Annotated in this window: 22 protein-coding genes; 14 read left to right on the top strand and 8 right to left on the bottom strand. The window is 56.2% G+C overall.

Annotated features, from left to right (window positions below; all coding sequences use genetic code 11):
• Positions 1-74 precede the first annotated feature (74 nt).
• Positions 75-1,061, bottom strand: a complete 987-nt coding sequence (locus G3256_RS03385) for a sterol desaturase family protein (protein ID WP_169639492.1) — start codon at positions 1,059-1,061, stop codon at positions 75-77.
• Between the two features lie 101 nt (positions 1,062-1,162).
• On the opposite strand from G3256_RS03385, the gene G3256_RS03380 reads away from it, so the two are divergent.
• Positions 1,163-2,128: a LysR family transcriptional regulator gene (locus G3256_RS03380; protein ID WP_169639491.1), complete on the top strand. Its 966-nt coding sequence runs from the start codon at positions 1,163-1,165 to the stop codon at positions 2,126-2,128.
• A gap of 150 nt (positions 2,129-2,278) precedes the next feature.
• Here the strand turns inward: G3256_RS03380 and G3256_RS03375 are convergent, their stop codons facing one another.
• From G3256_RS03375 to G3256_RS03355, 5 genes are all read right to left on the bottom strand, one after another.
• Positions 2,279-2,911 carry an aspartate/glutamate racemase family protein gene (locus G3256_RS03375; protein ID WP_169639490.1) on the bottom strand — a complete coding sequence of 211 codons (633 nt, stop codon included), beginning with the start codon at positions 2,909-2,911 and terminating at the stop codon, positions 2,279-2,281.
• Positions 2,908-3,747 carry an ABC transporter permease gene (locus G3256_RS03370; protein WP_169639489.1) on the bottom strand — a complete coding sequence of 280 codons (840 nt, stop codon included), beginning with the start codon at positions 3,745-3,747 and terminating at the stop codon, positions 2,908-2,910. Before G3256_RS03370 ends, G3256_RS03375 begins: the two co-directional genes overlap by 4 nt.
• A 1-nt stretch (position 3,748) precedes the next feature.
• Positions 3,749-4,570 (bottom strand): ABC transporter permease, encoded by an 822-nt coding sequence (locus G3256_RS03365; protein ID WP_425501551.1) that lies wholly within the window; start codon positions 4,568-4,570, stop codon positions 3,749-3,751.
• A gap of 100 nt (positions 4,571-4,670) precedes the next feature.
• Positions 4,671-5,957: an ABC transporter substrate-binding protein gene (locus G3256_RS03360; RefSeq protein WP_169639487.1), complete on the bottom strand. Its 1,287-nt coding sequence runs from the start codon at positions 5,955-5,957 to the stop codon at positions 4,671-4,673.
• Positions 5,958-6,008: 51 nt separating this feature from the next.
• On the bottom strand, positions 6,009-6,968 hold the full coding sequence (locus G3256_RS03355) for an ABC transporter ATP-binding protein (protein ID WP_169642303.1): 960 nt from the start codon (positions 6,966-6,968) through the stop codon (positions 6,009-6,011).
• Positions 6,969-7,227: 259 nt separating this feature from the next.
• Here G3256_RS03355 and G3256_RS03350 point away from each other — a divergent pair, with 259 nt between their 5' ends.
• From G3256_RS03350 to G3256_RS03310, 9 genes are all read left to right on the top strand, one after another.
• The gene (locus G3256_RS03350; RefSeq protein WP_169639486.1) at positions 7,228-7,938 is read left to right on the top strand and encodes a GntR family transcriptional regulator; all 711 of its coding nucleotides are present in this window, start codon (positions 7,228-7,230) and stop codon (positions 7,936-7,938) included.
• Positions 7,939-8,247: 309 nt separating this feature from the next.
• Positions 8,248-9,087 carry an alkaline phosphatase family protein gene (locus G3256_RS03345; protein WP_169639485.1) on the top strand — a complete coding sequence of 280 codons (840 nt, stop codon included), beginning with the start codon at positions 8,248-8,250 and terminating at the stop codon, positions 9,085-9,087.
• A 342-nt stretch (positions 9,088-9,429) separates the two neighbouring features.
• Positions 9,430-10,209, top strand: a complete 780-nt coding sequence (locus G3256_RS03340) for a DeoR/GlpR family DNA-binding transcription regulator (protein WP_169639484.1) — start codon at positions 9,430-9,432, stop codon at positions 10,207-10,209.
• Positions 10,206-11,228 (top strand): ABC transporter ATP-binding protein, encoded by a 1,023-nt coding sequence (locus G3256_RS03335; protein ID WP_169639483.1) that lies wholly within the window; start codon positions 10,206-10,208, stop codon positions 11,226-11,228. The genes G3256_RS03340 and G3256_RS03335 overlap by 4 nt, the downstream gene beginning before the upstream one ends.
• A 47-nt stretch (positions 11,229-11,275) precedes the next feature.
• Positions 11,276-12,544, top strand: a complete 1,269-nt coding sequence (locus tag G3256_RS03330; RefSeq protein WP_169639482.1) for an ABC transporter substrate-binding protein — start codon at positions 11,276-11,278, stop codon at positions 12,542-12,544.
• A 64-nt stretch (positions 12,545-12,608) separates the two neighbouring features.
• Positions 12,609-13,502, top strand: a complete 894-nt coding sequence (locus G3256_RS03325) for a carbohydrate ABC transporter permease (RefSeq protein WP_169639481.1) — start codon at positions 12,609-12,611, stop codon at positions 13,500-13,502.
• The gene (locus tag G3256_RS03320; RefSeq protein WP_169639480.1) at positions 13,499-14,308 is read left to right on the top strand and encodes a carbohydrate ABC transporter permease; all 810 of its coding nucleotides are present in this window, start codon (positions 13,499-13,501) and stop codon (positions 14,306-14,308) included. Before G3256_RS03325 ends, G3256_RS03320 begins: the two co-directional genes overlap by 4 nt.
• Entirely contained in the window at positions 14,305-15,096 is a 792-nt protein-coding gene (locus tag G3256_RS03315; RefSeq protein WP_169639479.1) for a phosphodiesterase, read from the top strand. The genes G3256_RS03320 and G3256_RS03315 overlap by 4 nt, the downstream gene beginning before the upstream one ends.
• Positions 15,097-15,123: 27 nt before the next feature.
• Positions 15,124-16,779, top strand: coding sequence for a Na/Pi cotransporter family protein (locus tag G3256_RS03310; RefSeq protein ID WP_169639478.1), 1,656 nt, complete (start codon positions 15,124-15,126; stop codon positions 16,777-16,779).
• 299 nt (positions 16,780-17,078) lie between these two features.
• Here the strand turns inward: G3256_RS03310 and G3256_RS03305 are convergent, their stop codons facing one another.
• Positions 17,079-17,405 carry a cupin domain-containing protein gene (locus G3256_RS03305; protein ID WP_206040785.1) on the bottom strand — a complete coding sequence of 109 codons (327 nt, stop codon included), beginning with the start codon at positions 17,403-17,405 and terminating at the stop codon, positions 17,079-17,081.
• A 6-nt stretch (positions 17,406-17,411) separates the two neighbouring features.
• On the bottom strand, positions 17,412-18,293 hold the full coding sequence (locus G3256_RS03300; protein WP_246227749.1) for an SDR family NAD(P)-dependent oxidoreductase: 882 nt from the start codon (positions 18,291-18,293) through the stop codon (positions 17,412-17,414).
• A 163-nt stretch (positions 18,294-18,456) separates the two neighbouring features.
• Here G3256_RS03300 and G3256_RS03295 point away from each other — a divergent pair, with 163 nt between their 5' ends.
• The 4 genes from G3256_RS03295 (at position 18,457) to G3256_RS03280 (ending at position 21,462) form a co-directional block, all read left to right on the top strand.
• Positions 18,457-19,158, top strand: a complete 702-nt coding sequence (locus tag G3256_RS03295) for a GntR family transcriptional regulator (protein ID WP_169639476.1) — start codon at positions 18,457-18,459, stop codon at positions 19,156-19,158.
• Between the two features lie 12 nt (positions 19,159-19,170).
• Positions 19,171-19,683, top strand: coding sequence for a redoxin domain-containing protein (locus tag G3256_RS03290; protein WP_169639475.1), 513 nt, complete (start codon positions 19,171-19,173; stop codon positions 19,681-19,683).
• 192 nt (positions 19,684-19,875) lie between these two features.
• A complete protein-coding gene (locus G3256_RS03285; protein ID WP_169639474.1) occupies positions 19,876-20,856 on the top strand; it encodes a TRAP transporter substrate-binding protein in 981 nt (326 codons plus the stop codon).
• Between the two features lie 78 nt (positions 20,857-20,934).
• Positions 20,935-21,462, top strand: a complete 528-nt coding sequence (locus G3256_RS03280) for a TRAP transporter small permease (protein WP_169639473.1) — start codon at positions 20,935-20,937, stop codon at positions 21,460-21,462.
• Positions 21,463-21,469 lie beyond the last annotated feature (7 nt).

Raw genomic sequence — 21,469 nt, 5'->3', positions numbered from 1 at the left:
CTCCGGAGCGACAAACATGACGATGATGCTCTCGCCTCTGACGTACGGCAGGCCCTGACGGTCATGCCACCGATCTACCTGGTTCCGTTCGTGAATTTCCTGCGCCTTTCGCGGATTTTCCCGTCGGATTCAACGGTCCCGTCGTGGAACGAGCCAAACCATTTGTCCCAGGGCAGTTCGAGGGATCCGTAATTACACTCGAAATAGCGGTGGTGCATCTGGTGGTGAAACGTACCCAGCTTCAGGCGGTTTTTGTCCTTGATTACCATCCCTTCGAACCCGGTGTGCGTCGTTGCCGCCGTCAGGGCATAGTATTGCAGATGGAACAGAATGTGGATCGGGTGCGCCGCGACCACAAAGTGAACCAGCACCGAGCCGAGAAATATCAGGTGCTCGACCGGGTGCATCGCCATGCCTGACCACGGTCCGACATTGATATTGCGGTGATGCAGAGCGTGGACGTGTTTATAGAAAAACGGAATGTGCAGAAATCGGTGGATCCAGTAAAAATAGAAACTTTCCCAGATCGGGATCAACAGGAACAGGGCAATGAACCACAGAGGGTTTCCGGCCCATGTCAGCATCGGAGCATAGCCATTTGCCATGGCCCAGAACATCAGCACTTCATAGGCTGTCCAGACTGTCACGCCACTGGCGATCGTCCAGAACATGTTGTCCCGTACCTGTCCGCCGAGGGTGAACTGCCGCCCGTTCTTCATCAGCGGGCGCGGATCGTATTTCAGCTTCTGCCCCTGCTTTGTGAATGTGTAGAAATAGAGGTGCAGCGCCCCTGCAACGAGGGTCATCAACACGACATTGCGGATGTAGATCCCGGCAACCCATCCAAAGGCCAGGGTGCGCGTTTCTTCGGGCGGGGGCTGGAAAAAGTAAAACGAGATGCAGGCAATCGCGACAATGATCAAACGCTCGGTGATGAAAAACCATGAGGTCCACAGCCACGCTGCCATCGCCAGAGGACGCGGCGGCCAGCTGAAGAATGGCGACACCTGCAGGGGCACGTTCGGCGCATGGTTCCAGCCTTTGAGCGGCACGTCAGGCATCAGTTATCTCCTTCACAGAAAGTCCTGATACTTTGACATGGCAATTTGCATCGGAAAAACAGTATTATAAGATCAATATCATCGGAAAATCAGAGTTAAAGATGGCACTCACCCTCAAGGCAATGGAATATTTCACGACCGCTTTGCGTCATGGCAACATCGCCAGGGCGGCGACCGAGCTAAACATCGCGGCCTCCGCGGTCTCGGCCGCAATTGATCAGGTCGAAGCAGAATTCGACCTGACGCTCGTGGTGCGCCAGCGGGCACGGGGTATTCAGGCCAACGCTGCCGGACGCGATGTAATGCGCAAATGCGAACGGCTTCTGGAAGACTACCGTTCCTTGCTGCTCGAAGGCACCGGCCTGAAAAAATCGCTCAGCGGGACACTGCGGGTCGGCTACTATGCCCCTGTCGCGCCTGCGTTCCTGCCACAGGTTTTTGACGCCTTTCTGGCAAAGCGCACAGACGTCACGCTCGAACTTGAGGAATGTAACAACGATGAAGCGCAGGACGGTCTGCTCAACGGCACCTTTGATGCCATTCTCTTCGTCTCGGAGGATGTCCGACCCGCCATCGCATACGACACGCTCATCACGGCCCCGCCCTATTGTCTGCTTCCGAAATCGCATCCGCTCGCAAAGCACGATGCGGTTTCCATGAAGCAGATCGCGCAGCATCCCCTGATCGTTCTTAACCGCCCCGTCGCTGCATCATATTACGAGGGTCTTTTTAAGTCCGGCGCGCGGAAAGAGCCTGTCGCGGCCTATGCGAACTCTACCGAAATGGTGCGCAGCCTTGTGGCTTCAGGGCGCGGCATTTCAATTCTGAACATGCTCCCGCTGACGTCCGGGACATACAGCGGCGCGCCCGTGACCGAGCGTCCGATTTCAGATAATCTGCCACCACTGACGCTGGCCATTGGCTATGAAAAATCAAGACCGCGTCGGATCGTTAAGGACCTGGTGCGTGCCTGTCGCGATCACTTTGATGCGCCTGGCCCCGCACGCTGCGTCATATCAGGCCAGATCCGAAATGCAGCCCCGGGCCTGGACAATGATCGCCTCTGACCGCAACATTCTGGTGGTGGCTTAAGTTCAATCCGTCGCTCTCTGTCACGACCGTTCAGAACCCTGCTTTTTCAAACTGCAGGATCACAACTAATCCTCCCGATTCAGATGTCGAAGTCACAGGAAAGTCGCGCGTTGAGTAATGCGGGATCAGAACATCGCCGCAAATTTCACCGCAGCATGAACGCCATCGATAATCTTTACAGGCACGTCATCACCGTCTTTGACAATGTGCACCATACCGGCGCATCCCAGAACAACACTGTCGATGTTATCTTCGCGCAATGCCGTTCTTATTTCTTCCTTTACCCGGCGCGTCGCATTTTCACGATCATTTTCGAGTGCGAGCACCGGCACACCGCTTGCCCTGACGCGCCCAAGGTTCTTTTCCAGACCGTAGCTGCTGATATTCGCGGTGAGAACCGGCACCGAAACGTCCAGCGTCGTGACAACAGAAAACCGCTGCCCGAAGAGCGACGCAAGATGATAGGCCGCCTGGCCAATGCCGATAACCGGACAGGATGCCATCTCACGTGCCGCGTGCAGGCCGGTGTCATCAAAGCAGCCAATGATAATCGCTCTGGCCTCCGCTTCGTCAGCCTCTTTCACCAGATCCAGAAGAGAAGGAATAGCAGCTTTACCGTCCTGCTCACCCTGAATGGCAGGCGGACCTTTCGTGGAGGTCCAGCCGACGACATTTGCATCGGGCATTGTTCTCAGCGCTGTTTCCACCATTGCGTCCGTCATCGATACCGTCGAGTTGGGATTGATAATGACAATCATATCCCGCCCTTTCCGGCATCAGACCCTTGTCGTGCACGGCGGCGGCCGGCGATCAATGCGACACACAGAAATACGCCGATAATGACGAGTGAGAAGACAGTCGTCAGCGTCCCCAGAGCATACAGAACCGGTGAGGTGACGTTTGTTGTCATGCCGTAGATTTCGAGCGGTAACGTGTTGTAGCTGCCCGATGTCAGAAGCGTGCGGGCAAATTCATCGTAGCTGAGCGTGAAGCCGAACAGCGCGACCCCAATGAGAGATGGTGCGATAATCGGCAGCACCACGTGGCGCAGGGTCTGCCAGGGGGTCGCGCCGAGATCGCGTGCAGCTTCTTCAAAGCTTTTGTCGAAGCGGTTGAAGACAGCGAACATGATCAGCAAGCCGAAAGGCAGCGTCCAGGTCAGTTGCGATCCGAAGCCCGAGGTGGACCAGTGCACGTCGAGGCCTGATCGGGAAAACAGCAGACCGACACCAAGCGAGATCAGGATCGAGGGGATCACCAGTGATGTGATGATCAGATAAAAGAGGATGTCTGATCCGGGAAAGTTCCGGCGAAAGGCCAGCCCACCCATCACCGACACCACGACCGTGACGACCATGACCATGAGGCCCAGCACAAAGCTGCGCCGGAAACTGCCCCATATGTCACCCACGGCCTGTTGCTCGAACAGGTCGTAAAACCAGTAGAGCGACACGCCGCGCATCGGAAAGGTCAGCCCGCCTCCCTCGCCCTGAAACGACAGGATGCCGATGGTGATGGTCGGCCCGTAAAGGAAGAGTATGAACAGCATGAAAAAGGCGCTGAGGATGTAAAAGGAACGTGGGCGCGGTTCCATTCTACAGCTCCTTTCTGATGTCGACGAACCGCAGCAGGATGCCGATCGTGATCAGCACGGTCAGCAGCAGAACGATCGCGGTGGCCGAGGCGCTGGGATATTGCAGCAGGGCAATGTCGTTCGAGATCAGGCGCCCCACATTGGCCGATTGCGACCCGGACATGAACCGCACCGTAATGAAATCACCCATAACCAGCGTGACCACAAAGATCGTCCCGATCATGATCCCCGGTTTGGTCAGGGGAATGATGACATTCCAGAGGATCTGCGCGCCGTTCGCACCTGCATCACGGGCGGCTTCGATAAGCGATTTGTCGATGCGCATCATCGTGTTGAAGATCGGCACAACCATGAACAGCGTGTAGAGATGCACAAAGGCGAGGATCACCGCAAAATCTGAAAACAGCAGCCATTCAATCGGTTCGTCGATGGCACCCCATGACATAAGCGTTGAATTGGCGATCCCGTTGCGTCCCAGAAAGGGAATCCAGGAGATCATGCGGATGATGTTGCTTGTCCAGAACGGGATCGTGCAGAGCAGGAACAGGGCAATCTGCCAGGTCAGGCTGCGGATGTGGAACGCAAGATAATAGGCGACTGTGAACCCGGTCAGCAGTGTGCAGACCCAGGTGATGAGCGCGTATTTGAACGTGTTGAAAAAGACGGTGTAGGTCACCGATGATCCGAACAGGAATGCGTAGTTATCGAATTCAAACGCAGGAATGATCGAAAATTCCGTAGCCCGCCAGAAGCTGACAATTACGATCAGAATGATCGGAAGCACCAGAAAAATCAGCAAAATGGCAGCCAATGGCGACACCATCAGCAGACTGGAGAATGCGGGATTATCGCGAAGCTTTTTCATCGAGAAATTCTCAGATCCGGTGTGGGTGCGCCGTCTTGCAGCGCACCCTTGACTGGCTTTAAGCGGCTATGAACTCGTTCCACTTGCGGACCATGTACTGATTTTCGTCCATGACTGAGTTCCAGCAGACCACAGACCCCATCCGATCAAGGAACGACCCGCCATCGCGGATCTCGCCTGCCCCGGCCAGTTTGTCACCTGTCGGAGACAGGATATCGCCCTCAGCGGCTTTGCCTTCGTACCAGAAGCCCCATTCATCTGCGGACATGAACTCTTTGGACGTCTCCGGAACGGCAGAGTAATAGCCCTGACGCATGAGGTAGCCGCCAACCCAACCGGAGAGGTACCAGTTGATGTATTCGTAGGCGGCCTCCAGTTCGATGCCAGACAGCGCCGCCGAGATGCCCAGACCGCCGCCCCATGAGCGATAGCCTTCTTCCAGTGGCTGGTAGACGCACGGAATGCCCTGGGATTTAACGGCGGTGATGGCAGGTGACCACATGGACTGGATGACAACCTCTCCCGATGCCATCAGGTTGACGCTTTCATCAAAAGATTTCCAGAATGCGCGGAACTGGCCGTTCTTCTTGGCTTCGGTAAAGATACCAATCGTCAGATCGATCTCTTCTTTGGTCATGTTGCCTTTGTCGGGGTAAGTGTATTCGCCCATGGATTCGACCACCATCGCCATGTCCATGATCCCGATCGACGAAATATCAAGAATAGAGGCCTTGCCTTTGAATTCAGGGTTCAGAAGCTCGGACCAGTTGGTGATCGGACGCCCGATCAGATCCGGTCGAATACCCAGCGTGTCGGCGTTGTAAATCGTCGGGATCAGCGTCATCCAACCGGATTCCCCGTCCACGAAATCGGTACCGTTCGGCCCGGATGTAAAGCCAACGGTATGAGGGGCCGTGCCCTGCGCAATCTCGCTTGTCGGTGTGAGTTTCCCGCTGCGAAACGTGCCGGCGATCTTGTCGTAGTTGTTGATTTTCGTCGTGTCCATCGCCTGCAGGTTGCCCGCCGCCCAGACCTTTTTGCAGATAAAGTATTCGATGTCTGCGATGTCGAAGCTGTTGGGCTGGGTCGCTGCGCGCTGGGTCACGCTGTCAGTATCAAGCGCGGTCATTTCAAGCGTAAAGCCAAGGTCTTCCTGCACCTTATTGGCCACATCATTGAGATTGGACACACCGGTTCCAAACTGGCGCAGTGTCACGTCCCTGATATTCTGCGCCCAGACCATCGGGGCGCCCAGCGTGGTTGCACCCGCGGCCACAGCCGTCGATGCGGCACCTTTCAGCAGAGTGCGTCGGCTTAAGCCATTTCTTTGAGTAAATTTAGTCAATGTTCAGTCTCCTTGTCAGACGGGTCTTGGTTGGAAAATTAAGCGCCGCTCTCATGCGGTCAGTTTGTGTTGATCATTGGCGTCCCAGTGCAGACCGATCCGGTCACCGGGGTGGTGCGGGTTGGCAAAAAAGGTGGTGTCCGGGATGAGGGCCATGACCTCCTGGTCGCCTGTGATCCGGGCGGACAGGGACACATGGGTGCCCTGATATTCCACGGCTGTCACATTTCCCTCGACCGCGCCCTGCGTGGGTTCGGTAACCGAAACCGCATCCGTACGGATCGCGAAATGGCCATCTGGCAGAGCCACGACGTTGTGGCCGCCCATGAACTGCGCCACAAACCGGGTTGCCGGTGCATTGAAAACATCACGTGCGGGCCCGGCCTGCTCAATCACGGCATTGTTCATCACGATAATATCGTCGGCCAGAGCCAGCGCTTCGTCCTGACCATGCGTGACATGGATGAAACTGATCCCCAGTTCCTTTTGCAGCTTGCGCAATTCGCCCCGCATGCGAATGCGCAGGAACGGATCAAGGGCAGACAGCGGCTCATCCAGCAGCAGAACCTGCGGGCGGGTGATCAGCGCGCGCGCAAGTGCCACGCGTTGTTGCTGCCCGCCCGAAAGCTGGTCAGGCATCCGGTCCGCGAGGTCCGTCAGGTCGACCAGCTCCAGCATCTCGCGCGCGCGCGCATGTCGTTCAGATGTGCCCGTCCCCTTCATCTTCAGGCTGAAGGCCACGTTATCCAGAACACTCAGATGGGGAAACAACGCGTAATTCTGAAACATCATCGCGGTGCCGCGCTGCGCCGGCGGCAGAGTTGAAATATCACGGCCCGCCAGCACAACAGATCCGTCGCTTATGCTTTCATGGCCGGCGATCATCCGCAGTGTCGAAGATTTCCCGCAGCCTGACGGCCCCAGCAGACACGTGTAGCTGTCAGACCTGAAGCGATAGCTGATCGCGTCAACGGCCACCGTTGCGCCGTAGCGCTTGGTCACCGCAACCATTTCCAGATCCTGAGTGCTCACACAGTCCCCCAACCTCAAAGATTGCACCAGCAGTGCTTTCGGGCCGGGGTGGCGCAATCACTTTACGAGCTGTCGCCGAGTGTTTTGCAGCCAGGGCCTGTTTCTTAAGCGCTTAAAAAGGGACAAGATTAATTATTGCGCACAATATTGTATACAATTTTGTCGATAAATTGTGAGGTATCTGAATTGGGTTGTTTCTCGAATCTCTCTCTGTCATTTCGACCGGGAGGAGATCGTCATGTCGCTGATTACCCCTGGGTCCGTTCCGAGCAACCCATCTGCCGACACAATTTCAGGTGCTTTGTCACAAGCCATTCACGAACACCGTCTGGTTCCGGGCACCAAGCTGGGCGAAGACGATCTGTCCGATATCTACGGCGTATCACGCACAATCGTACGCGCGGCACTCCAGTCGCTGGCACATCAGCAAATCGTGGAAATCAAGCGCAACCGCGGTGCCTTTGTTGCACAACCCAGTCTTACAGAAGCCCAGGAGGTCTTTGAGGCCCGCGAACTGCTGGAGCCGCGAACGGCCAGAAGTGCCGCTTTAAATGCGACGCCGGGTGATGTTGCCCTGCTGAAAGATCACATCGCCCGGGAGCACGCAGCAACAGAGGCCGGTGATCGTGGGCGCGCCCTGTATCTGTCCGGGCAGTTTCACATCGAAATAGCGCGGATTGCGAAGCAGCAGACCATCGCGGATATGGTAAGCGTTCTGATCGCGCGTTCCTCGCTGATCATCGCGCTGTACTGGCGGCGGGAAAGTGCCTTGTGTGAAAGCCAGGCACATCATGCACTGATCAGGGCAATCAGCGAGAATGACGGCGCACTGTCAGAAGAACTGATGCAAAGCCATCTCGTCGATCTGCACTCCGCGCTTAATCTGAATGAATTGCCGGCAGTTAAGCATGATCTGAGAACCATGCTTCTGGGAGATGCAGAGCGTTAACACCGATCTGTGACCTCGGCCCCGGTCAATATCAGCGTTAAAGCGAAAAGCGCAGGCCTCGATGCAGGGTATTCTCAAGGTAAAATTTCTGAAAACGCGAGGAGCGGACTTTGTTGCACAGTAAGCCCAAAGCGCTAAAACCCCGCAACATTCTGTACGGTGTGGTCCAAGACCAGAATGTAACCATGCTCCGTGTTCGAACAGTGCATTTCCCGATATCCACGCAAAGCGCGCGACGGGCCTCTCGTTTGACCATTGTACTCACAACCTCCGCACGGTCATAATGTCGGGCGCCTGTGGGAGAAACCAATGAAGAATAAGCTTTTGCTGATCATTCTCGACGGTGTCCCCTACCGCAACTGGCGACGCCTGTTCGGAAACCTTGAAGGATGGGTTGATTCAGGAGATGCCCGGGTCTGGAAACTCCGGTCAGTTCTGCCGTCCATATCAGCATCATGCTATGCGTCGATACATACCGGCGTGGCCCCGTCGGTGCATGGATGTACCGGCAATGGCAATGTGTTTCGCCTGAAAGAAAGGGATGTGTTTTCTCAGGTGCGCGCTGCCGGTGGCGTCACCGGCGCCGTGGCGCATTCATTCTGGTCGGAATTTTTCAACCGGCATCCCTTCAAGCCGGTACGTGATATTGAATACGACGAACCCGAGAGCGACACTATAAATCACGGCCGCTTCCACACGATGACCGGCTATGGCCTGATCAATCAGATGACCCCCTCAGATCTGGATCTCTTCGCAACGCTCACCAGCCTCACAGAACGGTTTGGTCTGGATTACGGGATGCTGCACACCTGCACACTCGACAGCATGGGCCACCGTTTTTTCCACGACTGTCAGGAAATGGATCACGCCTGTGCGCAGATGGACGAAATGCTGGCGCCCTTCATTCCCCGCTGGGTGGACGCGGGCTACGAGGTCATTGTGACCGCAGATCATGGTCAGGACGCGCGTGGTCACCACGGGGGACGTGACCCTCTGCAACAGGAGGCGGCTCTGTATTATTTCGGTCCGGCGGATGGCCCCTCGAAGAACACGGTGATTGACCAGCTGCAGCTGGCGCCCACAATCCTGAACCGGATCGGCGCGCCCGTTGCGGAAACGATGAAGGCCGACAGCTTTCTGAGCCGGTGAATGGGCGGCAATGACCCGGTACCCAGATAGATTTCGCGGATGCCTGCTTCGGGTCACCGAAGAAACCTGCCTGTAGCCGTTAAAAGTCGCCTGCGTAGCCGGCATGCTTCCCTTCTTCATTTAATGGCTCCTTCGGTCGGATCAGCTTCAGGAAAACCAACTGAAGCAAAAGAAAAGCAACAAAACTACATTTATCGGAATTAGATACCAGGATTTTGCCACGCTTTCAGCACTATAAGCCCAAAACTAAATTTTATTCAGTTCAACGTAAGAATAAAAATGTTGTTTTGTTGTTTTCTCCTGCCTACTGTGATGGCAGGCACACAACCGGGGTGGGGGGAGATGTCTTCAAAAAAACAAAGACGGCGTGAAGCGATCTCGGCTTTGGTGCTGGAGCGGGGCGCCGTGACCGTCGGCTCTCTCGCAGAACGGTTTAAGGTTTCGATGCAGACGATCCGCCGTGATGTGGACACTCTTTGCGAAGGTGACATGCTGCACCGCGTTCACGGTCGGATTGAATTAAGCCGTGAGTTTCTGAACACCCCCTTTGATCAGCGTGCCGACACCAATCCGGACGGCAAAATTGCAATCGGCCGGGCTACGGCAGACCTGATCCCGGATGGATCCTCAGTATTCATTTCCATCGGCTCGACGCCCTTGAGCGTTGCTCAGGCTCTGCGCAAAAGAAAAGGCCTGACCGTCATTACAAACAATCTGAATGCGGCAATGGCTCTGAGCGATGAGTTGTCAAACAGGATCATCCTGCCTGCCGGGGAATTACGGCTTCCGGACCGTGACATTCTCGGCAATGAGGTTCTGGAGTTCTTTGGGCAGTACAGAGCAGAATTTGGCGTCTTTGGCGTGGCGGGGATTGCGCTTGATGGCGGCCTGTTGGATTTTCACGCAACAGAAGTCCGGGCACGGCAGAAAATACGGGCAAGTTCAAAAAAGTCACTCCTCGTTGTGGACCGGTCCAAGTTCGGGCGTCCGGCGCCTGCCCTCGGCGACAGCATCACTGACATCGACACAATTATTATGGATCAGCGGCCGGGTCCGGAATTCGCCCCGTTGCTTGATGCGGTCAATGACCGGCTGCTTGTGGCCGAAGGAGAAGCAAAATGACGAACTCATCCCCGTTTGTGGCGCTCAAAGACGTAGCTAAACGCTGGAACGGCCAGTTAGGCGTTGAAGGCATCACACTGGATATTCCCGAAGGCAGTTTTACGGCCCTTCTGGGTCCGTCGGGGTGTGGGAAATCAACGACGCTGCGTCTTCTGGCAGGTCTGGAACTGCCCGACGAGGGAAGGATCGAGATTGATGGCAGGGACGTAACGACAAGTGCTGCCTCTGACCGGAACCTGTCGATGGTGTTTCAGTCCTATGCCCTCTTCCCGCACCTGTCGGTTGCCGAAAATGTCATGTTCGGTCTGAAGGTCCGGCGCGTGCCAAAGAAAGAGCGGCTGGAGAAGCTCCACCGCGCCCTGGAAATCACCGGACTGCTCGGTCTGGAAGATCGAAAGCCCGGCGAATTGTCGGGGGGGCAGCGCCAGCGTGTTGCCCTGGCCCGCGCGATCGTGGCGGGGCAGCGCCTGTGTCTGATGGATGAACCGCTGTCCAACCTTGACGCAAAGCTGCGCAACGCTGTGCGCAAGGACATCAAGAAACTGCAACGCGATCTGGGCATCACGGTCGTCTATGTGACCCACGACCAGACCGAGGCCATGAGCATGGCCGACACTGTTGTGCTGATGAAGGACGGACACATTCAGCAGGTCGGCTCACCCGAGGATCTGTACAGCAGGCCGAGAAACACCTTTGTTGCTGAATTTGTCGGTGCGCCGCCGATGGCGTTGCTCCGGTCCTCCGTTCTGGACGGGTTTGGCGAGGACAGGACAATCGGGATCAGAGCCGAGAACATCTCGATTGTGCCACGGGGTGAGGGGCGGATGCGCTGCACCGTGAATGAAAGCGAGTTTCTGGGGGCCGAGACACTGATTGGTTTGGATCACGCGGGTGCGGCGGGTCTGTGCGTGCTCAGACCGGGCCTTTCGATGATGGCAGAAGGCAAGGAGATCGACATTACCTTTCACGACGAACATCTGCACGTCTTTGACGCTGCAGGCGAACGACTGGCCGGGTAAAAACCACCGGCTCACACAACAACAATCGACATCCAAGGGAGAGAGATATGAAACTATTTTCGACAACAGGACTGGGTCTGGCAACGGCGATCACCGTTGGTCTGAGCGCATCGGCAAGTGCCGAAACCGAGCTGACAATGTACTACCCGATTGCTGTCGGGGGCGCATTGACTGAAGTGGTCGACGGCATCGTTGCCGACTTTGAAGCCGCAAACCCTGACATCAGCGTGAACGCGATCTATTCGGGCAACTACGATGACACGCGTGTGCGTGCTCTGTCGGCGCTTGCCTCGGGGGAACCTGCGCAACTGGCTGTAATGTTCTCCATCGACGCCTATGACCTGATTGAACAGGACCTGATCGTCCCCTTCGAAGACGTCGCAACGTCTGACGCCGACAAGGAATGGCTGAACAGCTTTTACCCCGCCCTTATGGCGAATGGCAAAATCGAAGGCCAGACATGGGGCATTCCGTTCCAGCGCTCCACAATCGTGGCATACTATAACAAAGACATGTTCCGCGCAGCCGGCCTTGACCCCGAAGCACCGCCAGCGACTTGGGACGAGATGATCGAGATGGGCAAGGCCCTGACCGAAGGGGACACCTATGGCCTGATGATCCCGTCCACTGGCTATCCCTACTGGATGTTCCAGGCGCTCGCCATCCAGAACGGCAAAGAGGTGATGTCCGGCGATGGCCTGACCACTTACTTTGACGATCCGACCGTGGTTGAGACGCTGGAGTTCTGGAAATCACTCTCAACCGAGCACGGCATCATGCCGACAGGCACCGTTGAATGGGGCACGTTGCGTCAGGCGTTCCTCGAAGGTCAGACCGCAATGATGTGGCACTCAACCGGCAACCTGACAGCAGTTAAAAACGGTGCCGGCTTTGAATTTGGTGTAGCCGAATTGCCGGCGAACGTGCGCAAGGGCTCGCCCACCGGCGGCGGTAACTTTTATCTCTTCAAGGATACAACCGACGAGGAACGTGCCGCAGCGCTTAAACTGATGCAGTTCATGACATCGCCGGAACAGGCCGCCGCATGGTCGATCGGCACAGGTTATATGGGCGTGTCACCGGCCGCCTATGAGACCGATGCGCTTCAGACCTATACGGCTGAGTTTCCGCCTGCGCTTGTGGCACGCAACCAGCTGGAAAACGCTGTGGCTGAATTCTCAACCTTCGAGACCGCGCGGGTCCGTGATGGCCTGAACAACGCAATCCAGTCCGCACTGACCGGCTCAAAAGAGCCGGCCGAGGCCCTGGCCGAGGCACAGGCCGCCGCCGTGCGCCTGCTCAGCGACTACCAGTAACCTCCCGGAAGGGCCGGCGCACCGCTCGCGCTGGCCCGACTTTCCCAACAAGCGGAGATGCGTCATGTCAGCCCATGCCAACCTCGAACGCCGCCGGCAGGCCATCTATGGCTGGCTTTTGCTGTCCCCCGCCGCAGTGCTTTTGACGCTTTTCGCCTTCTACCCATCAGTCGCGACGCTGTGGTCGAGCCTTTTTTCCCGCGGCACCCGTCGCAACCCCACCGAATTTGTCGGCACTGAAAACTACGCCGAGCTCTTTGCTGACCCGACATTCTGGATCGTGGTCAAGAACAACCTGCTCTATGCAGGTGTTACAATCCCGGTGTCGATTTTCATCGCACTTTCGATGGCGCTTTGGGCAAATGGCAAGATCCGCGCGCGCGGCTTTGTGCGCACTGCCTATTTCACGCCAACCGTTCTGCCCATGATCGCGGCTGCGAACCTGTGGCTGTTCTTTTATACGCCTGGCCTTGGTGTGCTCGACCAGATCGGCAGCCTGTTTGGCCTGCCTTCCGTCAACTGGCTGGGCCAGCCGGAAACCGCGCTTTGGGCGATTATCATTGTGACGATCTGGAAAGAGGCAGGGTTCTTTATGATCTTCTACCTCGCCGCATTGCAGACCATCCCCGAGGACCTGAAGGAAGCAGCTGATATTGAGGGCACCAGCCGCTGGACCTACACCCGGCGCATCGTCCTGCCGCTGCTGATGCCAACCACGCTCTTCATCGCAGTGAACGCGATGATCAACTCCGTTAAGCTGATCGACCATCTGTTTATTCTGACCAAAGGTGGCCCGTCCGACGCGTCCAAACTGATCCTTTATTACATCTGGGAGATGGCTTTTGCCTTCTTTGATGCGCCGAGCGCGGCGGCCATGACGATTATGGTGATTGCGGTACTCGGGATCGTGGCTGCGATCCAGTTCTTCTACCTTGATAAAAGGACGCACTACCAATGAAGAGCCTGACCACATTCATGGACAGCTTTGGTGCGATCCTGCTGGCGATCATCTGGATCGCACCTCTGCTGTTCGCCTTCTGGGCCGCCACACATTCCACGTCAGATGCCGTCAATCTGAATTTGTTTTCGCCCTGGACGCTGGACAATTTCCGGGTGGCCTGGGCAGGCGCGCCCTGGCTGAAGTATTTCCTCAATACATTCATGCTTGTGACTGTGATCCTGATCGGCCAGTTCGTGCTGACCACGCTGGCGGGCTTCGCCTTTGCGCAGCTTGACTTTCCCGGCAAGGACTACGTGTTCATTCTTGTTCTGATGCAGCTCTTCATCCTGCCCGAAGTGCTGATCGTGGAGAACTACGCCATGATCTCGCGGCTTGGTCTTTTCGACACCATTCTCGGCGTCGGTATGCCTTATATGGCCAGTGCGTTCGGCATTTTTCTGATGCGGCAGGCGTTCAAAGGTGTGCCCATAGAATTGCATGAGGCTGCCCGGATCGAAGGCTGCGGCCTGCTGGGCATTCTCTGGCGGGTCTACGTACCGCTGGCAAAGCCTACGTACCTTGCCTACGCACTGGTCTCTGTTTCAACACACTGGAATAATTTCCTGTGGCCGCTGATCGTGACCAATTCACCTGATACACGGCCCCTGACTGTTGGTCTGTCGATCTTTGGAGCACCTGAAAACGGCGTTGATATCAGTATCATTTCTGCGGCGACGCTGATGTCCGTGGCCCCCTTGCTGATCGCTTTCCTGATCTTCCAGCGCCAGTTTGTTCAGGCCTTTCTGCGTGCAGGAATTAAATGACCGCTATCCTGCAGATATCCGACACCCATATCGTGCCCCCGGGCGCGCGGGTGTCGGGGCGGCTTGATACAGCAGACGCCCTTGAGCGGCTGGTGAGTCGCATCAACAGCATCCGCGACCAGATCGGGCCGGTTGATGCGCTGCTGATCAGTGGCGACCTCAGCGATGACGGCAGCGCTGAAAGTTATGAAAGGTTCAGGACGCTCATCGCCCCTCTGGGCCTGCCAACTTATGTTATTGCCGGAAATCACGATGCACGCGAGCCCATGCGCGCAGCCTTTGCCGGCGTCTTACCGGATGCCGGCCCACTGAACTGGACACACCGGATTGGTGACATCCACCTGATCGGGCTTGATACACTTGTCGAAGGACAGGGACAGGGTAAGCTCTCAGACGAGAGCCTTTCGTTCTTTGAGACCGCATTATCGGCGGCTGGTAACGCGCCGGTGCTTCTGGCACTGCATCATCCGCCGTTTTCCTGCGGCATCGGCTTTATGGATGACATCCGGCTCACCAACAGGGATGACCTGCGAGATATCGCCGCGGCGTATCCAGGTACACTGCGCAGTGTCTGCGGCCATATCCACAGTATGATCGTCAGCGATTTTGCAGGCCATGTCTGCATCTCAGCGCCGTCGCCCTGCAGCACATTTGCCTATGATCGCCGTCCTGACGGGCCTGTCGGGTTTATGACTGAGGAAGATGGATGCCTTCTGCATCGCTGGGACGCCGGGTTTCAAACGGTCCGCATCGGGCCGGTGGCCGGATCGGGTCCCTATTCCTTCTGACCAACAAAGATATGGAAAAACAGACCGGTGAATGAACCGCATGCAATCCAGATACTGGTACATATCGCAGGCGCAGCGGCCCTGCTGATCTGGGCTGTACGCCTCGTGCGTACGGGGGTCGAACGCGGATTTGCTGCGCCGCTGCGCATCTGGCTGCGCCATTCTGCCGGGAACCGGCTGGTTGCGGCAGCCACAGGCATGGGCGCGGCTGTCCTGCTGCAAAGCGCCACAGCCGTCGCGGTTCTGGTGTCCAACTTTGTCTCCAGGGGCGGGCTTGCGACGGCGACCGGTCTGGCGATACTGCTTGGTGCAGATGTCGGTTCCGCCGTCGTGACGCAGCTTTTGATGGTGCGGCAGCCGCTTCTTATCCCGATACTGCTTGTTACAGGCGTCACGGTGTTTCTGCGCGGCGAAGGCAGCAACATCCGGCAGATTGGCCGGATCTTAATCGGCCTCGCTCTGATCTTCGTTTCGCTGGACATGATCCGGGGTGCGACCGAACCGATGATATCCAACCCCGGAACCCAGGCCGTCATGGCCTATCTGGGTCGCGATCTGCTGACTGCCTTTGTCATTGGCGCTGTTTTTGCCTGGGGCGTCCATTCGAGCGTCGCAGCAGTATTGCTGTTTGTTACACTGGCCGGACAATCCATCCTTCCCGTCCCTGCCGCCGCCGCAATGATCCTTGGAGCCAACCTGGGTGGCGGCTTTATCGCATTTGTTCTGACATATTCAGCACCGCTTGCGTCGCGACAGATGGTCATGGCCAACCTGATCCTGCGTGGTGGTGGTGCCGCGCTGGCGGTCCTTGTGATCGCAGCGGTTCCGGGCCTGCTGAACCAGCTTGGCGCGGCGCCCGCCCGGCAGGCCATCAATCTGCATCTCGTCTTCAACCTTTTGCTGGCGCTCGCGGCGCTTCCTTTCGTCGGATCAATAACAGCGGGCCTGTCGTGGTTTATGGTCGAAAAATCCACACCGAACGGAGCGCTAAGTGTTGCCAGCGCGCTGGATCCGACCCTGCTGGACCGACCGCAACGTGCCATTGACTGTGCAGCGCGTGAACTGCTGGGCGTGGGCCAGAAGATTGAACAGATGCTGATCGCCGTCGAGCCCCTTTATGACCAGTGGAACAGCGCCACGGCCAGCATGATTGTGGAGCAGGACAAGGCCATTAAGCAGACGCATCTGGAGATCAAACTCTATCTTGCGCGCCTCGGGCAGAAAGGCATGAATGAGGATCTGAGTCGCCGCTCGATGGAGCTTGCGTCGATTTCTTCCAGTCTTGATTCCGCGTCCGACGCGGTCGCCCGGATCATGCTGGAGCTTGCCAAACGTCTGGACATGCAGAAACTGCAGTTCTCACCTCAGGGCCGCGATGAGATCCGGGATTTCACTGATCGTGTTCAGAGCAATGTTCAACTGGCGTTGAATGTAATGATGAACCAAAACCCTGCAGAAGCGCGTGAGCTGGTGGCAGCCAAAGAAAAAGTGCGCAAGGTCGAGCAGAAACTGCAACTCAGTCACATCGGGCGTCTTCGTGAGGGACTTGCGGAAAGTATTGAAACGAGCAACATCCATCAGGAAACACTGCGCGCGCTGAAACAGATAAACACAGCGTTCTCGATGGTAGGTCATCCTATTCTGCTCAAGACTGGTGACCTGTTGAAAAGCCGGCTTTCCTAGTGACCCGGCCTGATAGCTACGACTTCCGACTGTCAGCATCCGGCCCTACCAAGACATTCGCTGCACCTGCCAGATCTGTTGATCGGCGAACTCACCCTCTGCGGACAAATCGCTGATCAGCCACCGAACAGTTCAGGGCCGGACAGTAGTTCATCGTTGAGCGGGCGCCGGTCACATCATGGTGTCCGGTCACATGGCAGTGACGTTCCGGTTAAAATTGAGATATCCGCCTGATTTCTGAACGGATAAAACTTTACCTGGCCTGACCTGGGACTGCGGCCCGGGTTTCTGCTTCTACGTCAAAGAAAATCGTCCCGGCGCGGCGTGAAACAATCCACCAGTGTCCCGGGTTCAAGGCAAGTGCATCCATGCGTCACCCCCGAAGAAACGACAAAGCTGTCCCCCGGGCCCACCTCTCGTTCATCGTTGCCAAGGGTAAAACGGAACCGACCGCTCTCCACATAAGTCGACTGAACATGCGGGTGATCATGCAATGCGCCGATGGCACCTGTCGCGCCAAACCTGAAGGCAACAACCATAAGATCCGGATGATCGGAAAGAACCTGTCGGCTCACACCTTCTCCGGTGACCACGACGGGGAAATCAGACACAGGGCAACCTTTCATACCGTTTCATGAAAAGAGCATGCCACCGTTGATATCGATATTTGCACCGGTAATGAATGCCGAATCCTCACAGGCAAGAAACAGGATCAGACTGGCGGTGTCTTCGACTGTCCCCTGCCGGCGAACCGGAACTGCGGCTTCATAGCCGCGTCGCGCAGCGTCAGGAGTGTGCACATTATGAAAATCCGTATCGATCATTCCGGGACAAAGGGCGTTTACACGAATTTCCGGCCCGACCTCTTTGGCCAGCCCTCGCGTCATTGTCATGATTGCACCCTTTGAGGCTGCGTACGCAACGGCTCCGGCACCCCCGCCGTCACGCGCGGCCTGACTGGCCAGATTAACGACAGCGCCGGTCTGCATATGGGCAAGACAGGCCCTGGTTACCATAAACACGCTGGTCAGGTTCAGATCCATGACAGCGTTCCAATGGTCCAGTTCCATCTCTGCAATCTTCTTGCGTGCAATCAGGCCCCCAGCGTTGTTCACCAGAATGTTGATCCCGCCAAATTCCTCAACCGTTTTCGCAATGAGTGCATCCACGTCTTCCTGTTTCGTCAGGTCACCCTTGAGGGCGAAGGCTCGACCGCCCTGCGCTTCGATCTGATTCACGGCGGCATCGGCACCTTCGCTGCTGGAATGGTAGTTTATCGCCACGCTCGCGCCTTCTGATGCAAGCTTTAGTACAGCCGCCTGTCCGATGTCGCGGCCGCCGCCTGTTACAATTGCAGCTTGTCCGGCAAGTTTCATTTTCTGGTTCCTTTTTTGCCTTTTAAAACCGGCTGAAACGGTACGTTGTAGCGATCGGGCCATGGTATCTGCCGATACATTCGCGCTTTCACCAACAACAAAATGCCGTTTCGTCCTGGATTTAATTTCACTTTTCACAGAAACTGGTATACTAGTCAATCAGATGTTTTGAGGGCCCGCCCGGACGCGTTTACTGGTGCGTTATCCAGCCAGGTGATCAATGCGGCCGTATAATTCGAGTACTGTTGTCCAAAAAATCTCGTTAAACGCTTAATGAAAGACCCTGACAGGAGACAGCCAGATGGCGCAGGTAACTCAGTTCGGTACACGGCGCACCAGCGTCGATGACATTTACGATTACCTGTATGAAGAAATCTCGGCCCTGCGCCTTAAGCCCGGAGACAAGATATCGGAAGCAGACATCGCAACGCAGTTCGGTGTCTCTCGTCAGCCGGTGCGGGATGCGTTCAATCGCCTGGCAACGCTTGATCTGCTGCTGATCCGCCCGCAGCGGGCGACCGAAGTAAAACGCTTTTCCATGCGCGAAATTGTCAAATCGCGGTTTGTGCGCGCAGCCGTGGAAAAAGAAGTTCTCAGATGTGCTGCAGAATTATGCAATCGAGAAGGATCAGCAATTCTGGAAAAGGCTCTGGAGCAGCAGGAAGATGCAGTCAGGGCCAAAGATATCGACCGGTTCAATGAGCTGGACTACGAATTTCATAAAACGCTGTCTCAAATCGCGCAGGCGGAGTTCGCCTTTGATGTGATCATGTCTGAAAAGTCCAAAGTGGACCGGTTGTGCAAGCTGAGCATGTCCAAGGGAGACCGTATGCCGGAACTTGTGCAGGATCATCGTGCCATTGCGACAGCCGTCGCAGGAAATGACGCCGATGTGGCAATAAAAGCCGGCATGCTGCATCTGTCGAGACTGGACGAAACCATCAGCCGTATTTCTGAAACGAATGCCGATTACTTCATGCCTGAAAACGCACAGGTCACTTAGGGGGGCGAAATCATGCACACCAAACCGCGCGTCGGTAAACCGGTAGAAGAGATGACCTTTGAAACGCTCGATAGTGCCCCGGTCAGTATCGGACGGCCAAAGGAGCGTTGGACCATGCTCTTCGTGTACCGCGGCAGGCACTGCCCGAGATGCAAGCGGTTCCTGAGCAAGCTGAACGATGTCCTGTCAGACTGGAACTCGGTAATGGATGTCATCGTGGTTTCTGCGGATACGGCAGAAAAAGCCCGTTTGGACAAAGAAGAGTTCGGGTGGAATTTCGATTTATCCTTTGGCCTGACCGAAAAGCAAATGCGATCTCTGGGGCTTTATGTGTCCGATCCACTGTCCGACGCCGAGACCAGCAACAGGTTCGCTGAACCCGGGGCGTTTGGTATCAGGCCCGACGGCACCCTCATGCTTGTGGATATATCAAACGGTCCTGCTGCCAGACCTGATCTTGCGGAGCTTCTGGATGGAATGAAGTTTAACATCGAGAATAACCGCCCGGTCCGCGGCGAAGCCTGACTGGCGCGTGCTTTGCCGTTCCGGTTTGAGGGTCAGAATAATAATCGTTGACAAAACTGGTATACTAGTCTTCTTTTGAGGGCGATCAGTTACTCATCAGCTAAGGCGGACATATCGAAGTGTATGTCGGGGGTTTGACCGGATCCTGGCATGACGACAAGAATACTGGTTCAATTCTCAAGGGAGGACATCATGTTCGAGAACATCACCAAATCACTTATCGGCGCAGCGGCGCTTTCCGTTATCTGCGTTACGGCGCACGCGGCGGACTGGCGCGGCTGGAACATCCACGTCGAAGGCTATCCGAACACGGTCGCGATGGACAAATTCGCTGAATTGCTTGCTGATAAAACCGGCGGCGAGGTGACACTGCAGATGTTCCACGGCGGAACACTGGGCAGCCAGCCTGACGCGGTAGAGCAGGTTCGCGCCGGCGCACTGGAAATCGGTAACTTTAACCTCGGCCCCATTGGACCGATCGTTGCTGAAGCTAATGTTGTATCATTGCCGTTTATCTTTAAGGACGTGCCACACATGTTCCGCGTTCTGGACAGCGATGGCGGCGCTGCGATTGCGGCAGGGATGGCAGCAAAGGGCCTGACGCCTCTGGCCTGGTATGATGCGGGTGCACGTTCCTTCTATAACGGCGAAAAGCCGATCAATACTCCGGCAGATGTTCAGGGTATGAAAGTCCGCGTGATGAACAACGACCTGTTCACAGGAATGATCTCACAGCTGGGTGGCAACCCGTCGCCGATGGCATTTGCAGAAGTATATCAAGCTCTTAAGACGGGCGTTGTCGACGGGGCCGAAAACAACTGGCCCTCCTACGAATCCACCGGTCACTTTGAGGTGGCAGGCTACTACTCGCTGTCTCAGCACCTGATTATTCCCGAGTGTATCTGTGTGAATACGGCGGCCTTCGAGGGTCTTTCAGCAGAAATGCAGTCGGCCGTAACAGAGGCCGCACAGGAATCCGCAGTGCTGCAAAGAGAGCTTTGGGCAGCGCGTGAAAAGGCAAGCCGGGAAGCGGTCGAAGCCGGCGGCGTCATCGTGAACGAAATCGCGGATAAAGCGCCGTTCCAGGACGCAATGGGTCCGGTTTACGAAGCCTATTTCGAAACCAATCCAACTCTGCGTCCGTTGGTCGAGCTGATTCAGGCAACCGAGTAAGCCGCGGCTTTTTCCTGAAACTGGTCGTGTCCGGCTTCGACGCTTCGGAGCCGGGCACTTTTTCGCAGGGTCCATCAAATGAACAGCGCCTCTGAAACTTCGAAGTACCTGAAGCGAATGACAGCGACACTTGATATGATCGCACTGGTTTGTCGTATCCTGACCGGAATTGCGCTGGTCGTTTTAACAGTCATTTTCGGGTGGCTGGTTTTTGGCCGCTACGTTCTGAACGCGACACCCACCTGGGTGGAGCAGGTGGCCCTGCTTTTGGTTATGCTGATCGCCTTTCTGGGTGCTGCAGTTGGTGTTCACGAAAACACACATCTGTCGGTCTCTGTTATTCGCGCGTCCGTGCCGAGATGGGTGCGTAATGTTTTTGTGGTCATCAGTGACGCAACCATGGCCGGGTTCGGAGCGCTGATGCTCTGGTACGGTATGCAACTGACGATCTTCAAATGGGGCTCTCTCATTCCGCTCATCCAGCTTCCTGAAGGATTGCGGTCTTTGCCCCTCACAATCGGCGGTGGTTTGATCCTGATTTTCTCACTCGGTCACCTTATCCGCCTGTTCCTCGGCGTCGACGAGCGCCGCGATAGCATCGAATAGGGCCATT

Origin of the sequence: Roseobacter ponti, assembly GCF_012932215.1 — a bacterium.
GTDB classification, from domain to species: Bacteria; Pseudomonadota; Alphaproteobacteria; order Rhodobacterales; family Rhodobacteraceae; genus Roseobacter; species Roseobacter ponti.
The sequence above is the reverse complement of the archived record's forward strand: the minus strand, read 5'-3'. Positions and strand labels throughout refer to the sequence as shown.

Excerpts from the sequence above, each read along its gene's own strand:
- G3256_RS03385 (WP_169639492.1), bottom strand. The coding sequence starts at position 1,061 with ATGCCTGACGTGCCGCTCAAAGGCTGGAACCATGCGCCGAACGTGCCC.
- G3256_RS03380 (WP_169639491.1), top strand. The coding sequence starts at position 1,163 with ATGGCACTCACCCTCAAGGCAATGGAATATTTCACGACCGCTTTGCGT.
- G3256_RS03375 (WP_169639490.1), bottom strand. The coding sequence starts at position 2,911 with ATGATTGTCATTATCAATCCCAACTCGACGGTATCGATGACGGACGCA.
- G3256_RS03370 (WP_169639489.1), bottom strand. The coding sequence starts at position 3,747 with ATGGAACCGCGCCCACGTTCCTTTTACATCCTCAGCGCCTTTTTCATG.
- G3256_RS03365 (WP_425501551.1), bottom strand. The coding sequence starts at position 4,570 with ATGGTGTCGCCATTGGCTGCCATTTTGCTGATTTTTCTGGTGCTTCCG.
- G3256_RS03355 (WP_169642303.1), bottom strand. The coding sequence starts at position 6,968 with ATGGTTGCGGTGACCAAGCGCTACGGCGCAACGGTGGCCGTTGACGCG.
- G3256_RS03350 (WP_169639486.1), top strand. The coding sequence starts at position 7,228 with ATGTCGCTGATTACCCCTGGGTCCGTTCCGAGCAACCCATCTGCCGAC.
- G3256_RS03345 (WP_169639485.1), top strand. The coding sequence starts at position 8,248 with ATGAAGAATAAGCTTTTGCTGATCATTCTCGACGGTGTCCCCTACCGC.
- G3256_RS03340 (WP_169639484.1), top strand. The coding sequence starts at position 9,430 with ATGTCTTCAAAAAAACAAAGACGGCGTGAAGCGATCTCGGCTTTGGTG.
- G3256_RS03335 (WP_169639483.1), top strand. The coding sequence starts at position 10,206 with ATGACGAACTCATCCCCGTTTGTGGCGCTCAAAGACGTAGCTAAACGC.
- G3256_RS03330 (WP_169639482.1), top strand. The coding sequence starts at position 11,276 with ATGAAACTATTTTCGACAACAGGACTGGGTCTGGCAACGGCGATCACC.
- G3256_RS03325 (WP_169639481.1), top strand. The coding sequence starts at position 12,609 with ATGTCAGCCCATGCCAACCTCGAACGCCGCCGGCAGGCCATCTATGGC.
- G3256_RS03320 (WP_169639480.1), top strand. The coding sequence starts at position 13,499 with ATGAAGAGCCTGACCACATTCATGGACAGCTTTGGTGCGATCCTGCTG.
- G3256_RS03315 (WP_169639479.1), top strand. The coding sequence starts at position 14,305 with ATGACCGCTATCCTGCAGATATCCGACACCCATATCGTGCCCCCGGGC.
- G3256_RS03305 (WP_206040785.1), bottom strand. The coding sequence starts at position 17,405 with ATGAAAGGTTGCCCTGTGTCTGATTTCCCCGTCGTGGTCACCGGAGAA.
- G3256_RS03295 (WP_169639476.1), top strand. The coding sequence starts at position 18,457 with ATGGCGCAGGTAACTCAGTTCGGTACACGGCGCACCAGCGTCGATGAC.
- G3256_RS03290 (WP_169639475.1), top strand. The coding sequence starts at position 19,171 with ATGCACACCAAACCGCGCGTCGGTAAACCGGTAGAAGAGATGACCTTT.
- G3256_RS03285 (WP_169639474.1), top strand. The coding sequence starts at position 19,876 with ATGTTCGAGAACATCACCAAATCACTTATCGGCGCAGCGGCGCTTTCC.
- G3256_RS03280 (WP_169639473.1), top strand. The coding sequence starts at position 20,935 with ATGAACAGCGCCTCTGAAACTTCGAAGTACCTGAAGCGAATGACAGCG.